Source organism: Actinomyces polynesiensis, from assembly GCF_000820725.1.
Classification (GTDB): Bacteria; Actinomycetota; Actinomycetes; order Actinomycetales; family Actinomycetaceae; genus Pauljensenia; species Pauljensenia polynesiensis.
In genome coordinates, this window is sequence record NZ_CCXH01000261.1 from 1 (window position 1) to 9,977 (window position 9,977).

A 9,977-nucleotide genomic window follows, 5' to 3' on the forward strand; every position below is an offset into this window, starting at 1 on the left:
CTTGCGCGTCAGGTAGGCGATGTGCGGCTCCTCCTCCGGGTGGAGGAAGTTGTGCTCGTCAGCCGCCTGACCGTCGCGACGCAACTCGTTCCACGAGGTCACTGACCACACGGCCGCGTCGACACCCCAGTCCTCGGCGAGCAGGCGCCGTGCCTCACGCGCCCACGGCACCCCCACGCCCGAGGCGAGCAACTGCGCCTTGGGGCCGCCCTCGCCGGCGTGGTCGTCCACCTTGTAGATCCCCTTGAGCAGGCCCTCCACGTCCAGCCCCTCCGGCTCGGCGGGCTGGTGGATCGGCTCGTTGTAGACCGTCAGGTAGTACAGGACGTTCGGGTCGCGCGGGTCGTCCTCCCCGTACATGCGCTGGATGCCGTCCCAGACGATGTGGCGGACCTCGTAGGCGTAGGCGGGGTCGTAGATGACGAAGCCGTGGTTCGCGGCGGCCAGGATCGGGGACTGGCCGTCCAGGTGCTGGAGGCCCTCACCGGTCAGGGTGGTGCGTCCGGCCGTGGCACCGATAACGAAGCCGCGGGTCAGCTGGTCCGCCGCCGCCCAGAACTGGTCGCCGGTGCGCTGGAACCCGAACATCGAGTAGAAGATGTAGAAGGGGATCATCGGCAGGTTGTGGGTGGCGTACGCCGTGCCCACGACCTGCATGGCGGCAGCGGACCCGGCCTCGGTGATACCGGTGTGCAGGATCTGGCCCTGCTCGGACTCCTTGTAGGAGAGCATCATGTCGGCATCGACGGCCGTGTAGTTCTGGCCGTGGGTGTTGAAGATCTTCGCGGTGGGGAAGATCGCGTCCAGGCCGAAGGTGCGTGCCTCGTCAGGGATGATCGGCACGATGTACCTGCCGATGTTCTTGTCCTTGATGAGGTCCTTCATCAGGCGCACCAGGGCCATCGTGGTGGCGACCTCCAGCGGTCCCGACCCGGCGGAGAGGTGCTCGAAGGGCTTGAGGGCCGGCGCGGGCAGGCGCGGGTCGCGGTCGTCGCGGCGCTCCGGCACCCACCCGCCCAGCTTCTCGCGGCGCTCCTTCATGTACACCAGTGCCGGGTGGTCGGCCGGGGGCATGTAGTAGGGCGGCATGTAGGGGTCGCGCTCGAGCTCCTCGTCGGAGATCGGGATCCGCAGCCTGTCGCGCAGCTGCTTGGCGTCCTCCAGGGTCAGCTTCTTCATCTGGTGGGTCGAGTTGCGGCCGGCGAAGTGCGTGCCCAGTGCGTAGCCCTTGATGGTGTGTGCGAGAACCACGGTCGGCTGCCCGGTGTGTTCCATCGCCGCCTTGTAGGCCGCGTAGACCTTGCGGTAGTCGTGACCGCCACGCTGGAGGGCCCAGATCTGGTCGTCCGTCCAGTTCTCGACCAGGGCCTTCGTGCGGGGGTCCCGGGCGAAGAAGTGCTCGCGGATGTAGCCGCCGTCATTGGCGCGGAAGGTCTGGTAGTCGCCGTCGAGGGTCTCGTTCATCAGGTTGACGAGCGAGTTGTCCTTGTCCGAGGCCAGCAGCTGGTCCCAGCCGCGACCCCAGATCACCTTGATGACGTTCCAGCCGGCACCCTTGAAGTAGGCCTCGAGCTCCTGGATGATCTTCCCGTTGCCGCGCACCGGCCCGTCCAGGCGCTGCAGGTTGCAGTTGACCACGAATGTCAGGTTGTCGAGGCCCTGCTGGGCCGCCAGCTGCAGCATGCCGCGCGCCTCGGGCTCGTCCATCTCGCCGTCGCCCAGGAACGCCCAGGTGTGCTGCTGGGAGGTGTCCTTCAGGCCGCGCAGCATCAGGTACCGGTCGAACCATGCCTGGTAGATCGCCTCCGCGGGGCCCAGACCGAGGGACACGGTGGGGTACTCCCAGAAGTCACGCATCTGGCGGGGGTGGGGGTAGGAGGGCAGGCCGTTCTCGACGGAGACCTGCTGGCGGAAGCCGTCCATCTCCTCCTCGGTGAGCCGCCCCTCCAGGAAGGCCCGCGCGTAGGGGCCGGGGGAGGCGTGGCCCTGGAAGAAGACGTGGTCGCCGCCGCCGGGGTGGTTCTTGCCGCGGAAGAAGTGGTTGAGGCCGACCTCGTAGAGGGTGGCCACCGAGGCGTAGGAGGAGATGTGCCCGCCCACCTTCACACCGGGGCGCTGGGCGCGGGTCACCTGGACGGCGGCGTTCCAGCGGATCCAGCGCCGGTACTCCCGCTCGATGGCCTCGTCGCCGGGGAAGTAGGGTTCCTGCTCGACCGGGATGGTGTTGACGTAGGGGGTCGTGTACTCCTGCGGGATCTGGACGTGGCGCCTGCGCGCCTCGGCCAGCATGTGGAGCAGGATGTAGCGGGCCCGTGGTCCGCCCTTCTCATCGATGAGCCCCGACAGGGATTCGACCCATTCCGCCGTCTCCTCCGGGTCGTTGTCCGGGACCTGGCTGAGCAGGCCGTTGACGACCGGGTGGTTCTCACTCGACTGACTCACGGATTCCCTCTTCCTCGTGGTGGTCTGCACTGCACGGCGTCGTGCCTGACACCCTCCATTGTCGCCCGTCCGCGGGTGCGGTGCGAGTGCATCCGGGACCTCCGACCCATGAGAAAGGCCTCAATTGTGCGACCCCTGCCACGTCCGGGGTGCGCGGGGACCCCGTCCCGCTCCCGTCCGCGTCCCCGCGTGTCGGTGCGTGTGATCGGTGGCGCACCGTGCTCTACGATGGGCACGTGAGTTCAGTCAGCGCGCGGTTGACGCGCATCGTGGAAGGTGGTCGTTGGTCGTGGCGCTGAGCCTCGGTTTCACTCAGGGCCAGGTGGTCCAGGAATTCTGCCCCGACGACGACGTCGACGTGTCCCTGCGCGCGCTCATCGAGTCCGAGTGCGGCCATCCCGTGGTCGACGAGGGTTACGGCGACGTCGTGGACGGCGCGGTCGTGTGGTGGAGGGCCGAGGACGCCGAGGAGGAGGACCTCGCGGACCTCCTGGTGGACGCCCTGTCGAATCTCGACGACGGTGGCCTGATCTGGGTCTTCATCCCCAAGCCCTCGCGTCCCGGTGCGATCCCCGTGGCGGATGTCGAGGACGCGGCGAAGGTCGCGGGCCTGCACTCGACCCCGGCGGCCTCCGTGGGCCAGGACTGGGCGGGCATCCGCCTCATGGCGAGGCCCCGTACGCGCTGAGACCTGCGCCCGGTCCGCTCCGTCCTTCCCGACACCCCCGTGCGCCCGCGGACCTGCGTGCGCATCGACGAGGGCGGCGCCGCCCTCGTCGGTCGGCCGGCACGTGTGGGCGGGTGCGCTGTGTGCCTGCCCGTGGGACGCGGGTCATGCGGGGACGTCGTGGGCACACCGGTGCGGTGGCGGGCCCGGTCCCACTATGCTGTGGGGGTTGTGCCCCCGGGCACGCAGGGCCTGTAGCTCAGTTGGTCAGAGCGCTGCGCTTACACCGCAGAAGTCGTCGGTTCGAGACCGGCCGGGCCCACCCGATGTCCCGTGTCCAGGCCTTCGACCAGGGCGGCAGGGGTCCCGTCGCCTGCCTCGCGTCCGATGGTTGTGCCGCGCACGTTGTCGTGGTGGTGGGGCTGGTGGCCCGGCAGAACGGCTCGTCAGGGTGCGCTGCGTTCTCGTGCACCGCCCGGACCTGCTCGGCGCCCCGGCGACCGGAGGTCGCGCTCGACAGTGCGCCCGCTCCGAGCCCACGCAGACGGGTCGCAGGCAGGTTCATCCCAGGTCCGTGTCCCGTTGCAGATCGACGCATCGCGGGGATCCCCCGGGCAGCCGCCCCACAGCGGGCGGTGCCCACCACGCTCCGACGATGTCGAGGGTCCCGGCGTGGTCACTCACCCGGCCGGATCGGCGTTCGGCTTCATCCAGAACGGCGAGTAGTGGTAACCGTCCGGGTCGTCGAACTGGCGCTGGTACATGAAGGGGTACTCGTCGGTGTCGCCGATCCGCCCGCCCGCGGCTCCGGCACGCTCAACCAGCTCATCGACTGCCTCGCGGTTGCCGAGGTCGAATGAGACCGTGACCTTCGAGGGGGTGCCGGATCCACCAATCAGCTCCTCGACGCCGCCGACGCTCGAGTACGCCTCGCGGCTGCTGAGCATGACGTACTGTCCGGGTGCGATCGCGAAGCACGCGACGTCGTCACCGGACATCTCGGCACTGAGCGTCCAACCGAGGGCTGTGTAGAAGGCCACAGCCCGGTCGACACTCTCGACCGGGCAGGTGATGAAGAGGGTCATACGGCCAATACTTCCAATATTGAAATACTGTGTCAAGCGGCAACGCGCAAGCGGGCGATCCATGACCCACCCGCGTCCCGGCCGCCTTCCGCGAGCACTGCCCGGCGAGCGGACCCGGCGCTGGTGCCCCCGCTTCGGCCCTGTCGTCCGCGTGCCCGTCGGACGGTGTGGTGGTCTCACCGGTCCGCCAGTCTGATCGCCACCTGGGTCCTCCAGGTCGAGGGGTCCGGATCGTCCTCCGGTCCGTCGAGCAGGTGCTCGACACGTCCACCGAAGACGTCGCCCCGTCTGCCCGCGTGGACATCCATCCGGAGCCCCTGGTCGGCGATCCACCCGATCAGTGCCGCATTGCCCCGGATGCCGTTCTCGACACCGGTGAACACCAGTGCCGCGTACCTGCCCCCCGGCAGGGAGTCGATGAGGATACGGTCATCACCCCTCGTCCCGACGGGCACGGGGAAGCCGACGGTGATGTCGAGCTCCTCGGCCATGTCGATGACGTGGTAGCGGACCAGGGGGACACCCGCGGGTTCGACACCGCGCTCCGACATCCACGTCGCCACCTCGTCGACCACCGGGGGAATGGCCTCGTCGAGGTCCTGCATGGTGACCCGGAGGCGGATCCCTGCGTGGCACTGCTCGCGACGCTGCTCAGTCCAGGGTTCCGAGATCTCCATGGCGCACCCCCTGCGAGCGGACGGGCTGGCGCAGGATCGTCCGCATCCTCTCCTGGGCGACCCTGCGGAAGTCGCTGAGGTAGACCTCGTGGTGCCTGCCGTCCATGCGCAGTCCGTGGTCGGGGATGAACCGGTGGTGCATCCGGTCGAGGACGGGTGCCTCGTCGTCGAAGGAGCCGATGTGGAGGGTCTGGACGCACCGACCCTCCGAGAGCTCCTCGAGACGGAGGTCGTCCAGGCGCGGCGGCGCACCCTTGTCCCCGGTCCGGGTGATGGCGGAGTCGACCATCTCCCGGTCGATCCAGACGGGGACCATCAGCATCATCGTCCAGTCCCACCGGGACTTGTCCCGTGAGCTGGTGAAGGCGTCCATGTCCTCCGCCCACCACAGACCCTCCAGGGGTGGGACGACGTAGTCACGACCGAGATCCCGCTTGGAGGCGAACTTGAGGGTGTACGCCATGGGGTAGAGGGTCTCGAGGGCCTCGGCATGGGCCGGTGACGTGTTGGGGTCGCCGTGTCCGTCGACCATCAGGTATCGCATGTCGGGGACGTCGACGATCTCGAAGCGGCCCCGCGGGGCGCGGTAGCCGCGGAGGGACCTCTTGAAGTCGACCTTGTCGGCCATGGGGAACCTGGACCCGACCGGCGGGTCGCGACCTTCCTGTTCCGGAGGTGGTGGGGGTCTCCACGGTACCGTCCCGGTCCGGAGGGTGCGCCCGGTGCGGGCCCCGGATCGTCCGCCGGCCCGGTCTCCGCCCGGGTGGTGTCGGTCCGTTCACGCGCCGTCCTGCAGCCGGGCGCCGTCAGTCGGTCGTCTGCGGAGAGGTGAGGGCGTGCATGACCAGGGCGACCTCGGGCCCGATGGTGGACTCCTCCTGTCCGTGCGACGAGGGCGCGGCAAGGGCCTGGCGGAGGAGTTCCCCGCCGATCAGTGCGTGGCCGAGGACTCGGACGGTCCCGGGTGCCGGCGGGGGGATCTCCCCCCGGGCGGCGGCACGCTCGAGGATCGACCCGATGTACCGGGACGTGCTCCCGACGACCTCGTGCCGCAGGACGGAACGGAGCTCCTCGTCGTGGCATGCCTCGGCGATCAGGGCGAAAAGGGCGGTGCCGACACGGTCGAGGAGCAGTCGCTTGCGCCGGATGAACTCGGTCAGGTCACCTTCCAGGGAGCCGGTGTCCACACCGCTGAGGGCATCGACGGAGAGTGCGCGTGCGATGTCGGTGACGAGTGCCTTCTTGGTGGGCCACCGGCGGTACAGGCTCGCGGTGGAGGCGCCGGCCCGCTTCGCGACGGCGGCCGTCGTCACGGCGGCATACCCGTTGGTGGTCAGCAGATCCAGGGCGGCTTCGACGAAGCGGTGCTGGAGCTGTGGGTCGACGGGGCGTCCCCGGGTGGTGGTTCCCTCCACGGTCTCAGCCCTGCCTCTGCAGGCATCCGATGAGGTCGAGAACGCGTCTGTCCGTCCCGGGGTTCAGGAGGCGGAGTGTGTCCGGGACCAGCGGCTTGGTCAGCACCGGCTTGGGGTGTGAGAAGGTGCGGATGGAGTCGCGTCCGTGGTAGGAGCCCGTACCACTCGGTCCGATGCCGCCGAACGGGAGCGAGCCGATCCCGACGTGGATCAGTCCGGCACCGTTGACGAGGGCGCCGGAGGAGGTGTGACGCTCGAAGTAGCGACGGGTGCCCGTGGAGTCACTGAACACGTACAGGGCGAGCGGCTTGTCCCACCCGTTGACGACCCGCGCGGCCTCCTCCCTGGACCCGACCGTGAGGATCGGGAGGATCGGTCCGAAGATCTCCTCGCGCAGGACCCTGTGCGGCGCGTCGGGGCCGACGGAGGCCTGCTCCGACGCCGGGAAGGTCATGACGGTGGGTTCGATGCAGAGGCTCCCACGGTCGTGTCGTCCGCCGAACTCGACCGTTCCCTCGTCCAGGTAGCTGAGGAGGCGGTCGAAGTGCCGTTCGGAGATGATGTGGCAGTACTCGTCGCTCAGCAGTGGGTCGGGACCCCACAGGTCGCGCACGGCCCGCTCCAGCGCTGCCACCAGTGCGGGAACGCGCTCCCGGGTCGTGAGCACGTAGTCGGGCGAGACGCAGGTCTGGCCGGCATTCGTGTACTTGGCCCACACGAGACGGCGCGCCGCCACGTCGAGGTCGCGGTCCTGGTCGAACCACACCGGGGACTTGCCACCCAACTCCAGGGTCACGGGGGTCAGGTGTTCGGCGGCAGCCGCCATGACGATCCTGCCCACCGTCCCCGAGCCCGTGAAGAGGATGTGGTCGAACCTCTCCTCCAGGACCTGTTGGGCGACCTCGACGGGCCCGAGCAGGACCTGGACGGCTCCGTCGGGGAAGTAGACCGGGACCAGACGCGCGAGGAGCTGGGAGGTGTTCGCCGACTCCGGGCTGGGCTTGATGACGGCCGTGTTCCCGGCGGCGAGGATGCCGACCAGGGGGTCGAGGGTGAGGTTCACCGGGTAGTTCCAGGGCGACATCACGAGGACGACCCCCAGTGGCTCCGGGACCACGCGGGCGGAACTCGGCCAGAAGGTGGGTGGGGTGAGCACCCTGCGCGGCGAGGTCCAGTGCCTGAGGTGGCGCAGGGTGTGAGCCGCTTCGCCGAGGGTGACGTCGATCTCGGTCATGCCGGACTCGCGCCTGCTCTTGTGCACGTCCGCGCGCAACGCCTCCTCGAACAGGGCGCGGTTCTGCGTGAGCATGCGCCCGATGGAGCGCACATGGCGCTCGCGGGCGGCCAGGGGGCGTGTCACGCCCGAGTCGAACACCGCCCGTGCCCGTGAGACGGCTCGCGCGACCTCCTCACGCGAGGCGTCGGGAATGGGGGTGGTACCGGGGGTGGACGTGGAAGGAGTGGAGGTCGTCGTCATGGGTGAGACGGTAGCGGCCATACGATACGAAATCAAGTAGTTTCGTAAAAGGGGTCGCACGCGGATGCGAGGGCCTCATCCACTGAGGAACTCCGGGAGCCGTTCGGCCACGACGGCGGGTGCGCTCTCGTCCGGCGCGTTGTGGTCCAGGCCGGCGAGTGTGGCGACTGCAGATCGTGGAATGGTCCGGCCGGGTGTGTCGAGGACCCCGGTCAGAGCGTGCCGCTCCCGCCGCGTCCGCGTCGGTCGATCACCGAGACGCGGAAGTGGTGGGCGAGTGCCCCGGCCAATCGGTCGTAGTTGTGGGCCATCCTGTTGTTCCCGGGCACCACCACGAGTCCGGGACCGGCCCCCTGACTCGAGTGACTGATTGTGGTGCCGTCCGGGGAGACGACCGAGTGGTACTCCGTCATGGAGGTCAATGTATGCCCGTCCGGGATTCCGGTTGACCTCTCAGGTCGTCAGGCGAGGGAGCGCAGTCGAATCGGCCGCATCGAGGAGGACATCGGGCGGGAGTGTCCTCGGGTCGCGACGGTCACCCTCCGCCCGGGGACCATCTGCGCCACCGGAGGAATCAGCCCCGTGTGTGGTCCGGGTCCCTCTCCATGGCTCAGAACAGGGCCACCCGCTCAGCGGGTGGGAAGACCTCGTCGAGGCGGGCCAGCAGGTCGTCGGGCAGGGTTGTCACGGCCCGCGCATTCTGCCGGACCTGGTCGGGACGGGTGGCGCCCGCGATGACGCTGGGCACCACCGGGCACGAGGCGAGCCAGCTGAACGCCAGCTGCAGTGGGCTGAGCCCGGCTTCCCCGGCCAGTGCCCCGAACCGCTCGAGGGCCTCCCACGGAGCGGTCTCCAGGAGCTGCCGCTTGGAGACGTCCAGGCGCGAACCGCTGGGAGGTTCCACCCCGCGGGAGTACTTCCCGGTGAGGAGTCCGTTGGCCAGGGGGAAGTAGGGCAGCACGCCGAGACCGAACTCGGTCGCTGCAGGGACCACCTCGAGCTCGGCGCGGCGGTCGATCAGGTTGTAGTGGTTCTGTGCGGAGACGAAGCGCCGGGTACCCAGTTCGCGAGCCACGTACTCGGCCTGTGCGATCTGCCAGCCCGAGCGGTTGGAGTGGCCGATGTAGCGGACCTTGCCGGAGGTGACCACGTCGTCGAGGGCGGCGAGTGTCTCGTCGATGGGGGTGGAGGGGTCCGGGGTGTGGAACTGGTAGAGGTCGATGTGGTCGGTCCCCAGGCGCCCCAGGGAGGCCTCGACGGCGCGCACGATGTAGGAGCGGGATCCACGCGCTCCGAAGTCGGGGCCGTTCGCGCCGTGGACGTCCATCCCGAACTTCGTGGCGATGACGGCCTCGTCGCGCCTGCCGGCCAGTGCACGTCCGAGGAACTCCTCGGACAGGCCGGGCCGCGCCCCGTAGGAGTCCGCGGTGTCGAAGAAGGTGATCCCCGCCTCCAGTGCGGCGTCGACGACCGCGGCCGAGCCCTCAGCGGTGCTGGTCGCCGTGCCCGGACGTCCGAGGTTGTTGCACCCCAGACCGATGACGGAGACGACGAGTCCGGAGCGTCCGACGTGGCGCAGGGCGGGGCTGTCCGTTGGGGAACTCATGACCGGAGCCTACAAGCCGACCGTGTCATCGGCGCGGGTGCCGGCGTGGGCGCCGGCTTGGGCGCCGGTGCGCATGCCCATGCCGGTGCCGGTACCGGGTCGGGTCCCGGACGCGGGATGGGCCAGCACCTCGACGTGGGGGATGAGGAACCAGGCGTCCGGGTCCACCGCCCACGTCCGCCAGGCACCTGCGATTGCGGCGACGTCCGACTCCGTGGCGCCGATGCGGATCGCCTGGGTGGTGAAGGCGCTCCCCGACACGCGCTGGGCCTGGCTGTGCCCCCACCATCCGCACGAGGTCGGCTCCGCGTAGCACCAGCACGAGGTCGTCACCGCAGTCCCCTGGAGGTCGGCGCTCCTCGCCCAGGCACGCATGCGACGCCCGGCGTCGGGCTCTGCCCCGTTGTCCCGCGCGATCGCCGAGTAGATGCGACGCCACAGGTCGATTCCGGACACCTCGGGGTACCAGGCCATCGCCCCGTAGTCCGCGTCCCGCGCCGCGACCCACCCCCCGGGTCGGCACACCCGCGACATCTCCCGCAGGGCGCCCACCGGATCCGCGAGGTGCTGGAGGACCTGGTGGGCGTGGACGACGTCGAAGGAGTCGT

Annotated in this window: 10 protein-coding genes and 1 tRNA gene; 2 read left to right on the forward strand and 9 right to left on the reverse strand. The window is 69.5% G+C overall.

What is annotated here, in order from left to right:
* A partial coding sequence (gene aceE / locus TA90_RS11130; RefSeq protein WP_043536499.1) for a pyruvate dehydrogenase (acetyl-transferring), homodimeric type occupies nucleotides 1–2,442 on the reverse strand: 2,442 nt, incomplete at its 3' end.
* A 289-nt stretch (nucleotides 2,443–2,731) separates the two neighbouring features.
* On the opposite strand from aceE, the gene TA90_RS11135 reads away from it, so the two are divergent.
* Together TA90_RS11135 and TA90_RS11140 are read left to right on the forward strand one after the other, a co-directional pair.
* A complete protein-coding gene (locus TA90_RS11135; RefSeq protein WP_043536487.1) occupies nucleotides 2,732–3,130 on the forward strand; it encodes a DUF3052 domain-containing protein in 399 nt (132 codons plus the stop codon).
* A 227-nt stretch (nucleotides 3,131–3,357) separates the two neighbouring features.
* Nucleotides 3,358–3,431 (forward strand) — tRNA-Val (locus tag TA90_RS11140).
* Nucleotides 3,432–3,789: 358 nt separating this feature from the next.
* Here TA90_RS11140 and TA90_RS11145 read toward each other — a convergent pair.
* The 8 genes from TA90_RS11145 to TA90_RS15785 all read right to left on the reverse strand — a co-directional run.
* The gene (locus TA90_RS11145) at nucleotides 3,790–4,194 is read right to left on the reverse strand and encodes a VOC family protein (protein WP_043536490.1); all 405 of its coding nucleotides are present in this window, start codon (nucleotides 4,192–4,194) and stop codon (nucleotides 3,790–3,792) included.
* 176 nt (nucleotides 4,195–4,370) lie between these two features.
* A complete protein-coding gene (locus TA90_RS11150; protein WP_043536492.1) occupies nucleotides 4,371–4,871 on the reverse strand; it encodes a GyrI-like domain-containing protein in 501 nt (166 codons plus the stop codon).
* The gene (locus tag TA90_RS11155) at nucleotides 4,846–5,499 is read right to left on the reverse strand and encodes a GyrI-like domain-containing protein (protein ID WP_043536494.1); all 654 of its coding nucleotides are present in this window, start codon (nucleotides 5,497–5,499) and stop codon (nucleotides 4,846–4,848) included. The genes TA90_RS11150 and TA90_RS11155 overlap by 26 nt, the downstream gene beginning before the upstream one ends.
* A gap of 178 nt (nucleotides 5,500–5,677) precedes the next feature.
* Nucleotides 5,678–6,286, reverse strand: a complete 609-nt coding sequence (locus tag TA90_RS11160) for a TetR/AcrR family transcriptional regulator (RefSeq protein ID WP_052450802.1) — start codon at nucleotides 6,284–6,286, stop codon at nucleotides 5,678–5,680.
* 4 nt (nucleotides 6,287–6,290) lie between these two features.
* Nucleotides 6,291–7,763: an aldehyde dehydrogenase family protein gene (locus TA90_RS11165; RefSeq protein ID WP_074015386.1), complete on the reverse strand. Its 1,473-nt coding sequence runs from the start codon at nucleotides 7,761–7,763 to the stop codon at nucleotides 6,291–6,293.
* Nucleotides 7,764–7,975: 212 nt separating this feature from the next.
* Nucleotides 7,976–8,176 carry an alpha/beta fold hydrolase gene (locus TA90_RS11170; protein WP_043536495.1) on the reverse strand — a complete coding sequence of 67 codons (201 nt, stop codon included), beginning with the start codon at nucleotides 8,174–8,176 and terminating at the stop codon, nucleotides 7,976–7,978.
* A gap of 197 nt (nucleotides 8,177–8,373) precedes the next feature.
* Nucleotides 8,374–9,369: an aldo/keto reductase gene (locus tag TA90_RS11175; protein ID WP_043536497.1), complete on the reverse strand. Its 996-nt coding sequence runs from the start codon at nucleotides 9,367–9,369 to the stop codon at nucleotides 8,374–8,376.
* A 9-nt stretch (nucleotides 9,370–9,378) separates the two neighbouring features.
* Nucleotides 9,379–9,977: methyltransferase domain-containing protein (locus TA90_RS15785; protein ID WP_147513478.1), on the reverse strand; the 599-nt coding region annotated here is incomplete at its 5' end.

Excerpts from the sequence above, each read along its gene's own strand:
- TA90_RS11155 (WP_043536494.1), bottom strand. The coding sequence starts at position 5,499 with ATGGCCGACAAGGTCGACTTCAAGAGGTCCCTCCGCGGCTACCGCGCC.
- TA90_RS11175 (WP_043536497.1), bottom strand. The coding sequence starts at position 9,369 with ATGAGTTCCCCAACGGACAGCCCCGCCCTGCGCCACGTCGGACGCTCC.
- TA90_RS11145 (WP_043536490.1), bottom strand. The coding sequence starts at position 4,194 with ATGACCCTCTTCATCACCTGCCCGGTCGAGAGTGTCGACCGGGCTGTG.
- TA90_RS11170 (WP_043536495.1), bottom strand. The coding sequence starts at position 8,176 with ATGACGGAGTACCACTCGGTCGTCTCCCCGGACGGCACCACAATCAGT.
- TA90_RS11165 (WP_074015386.1), bottom strand. The coding sequence starts at position 7,763 with ATGACGACGACCTCCACTCCTTCCACGTCCACCCCCGGTACCACCCCC.
- TA90_RS11150 (WP_043536492.1), bottom strand. The coding sequence starts at position 4,871 with ATGGAGATCTCGGAACCCTGGACTGAGCAGCGTCGCGAGCAGTGCCAC.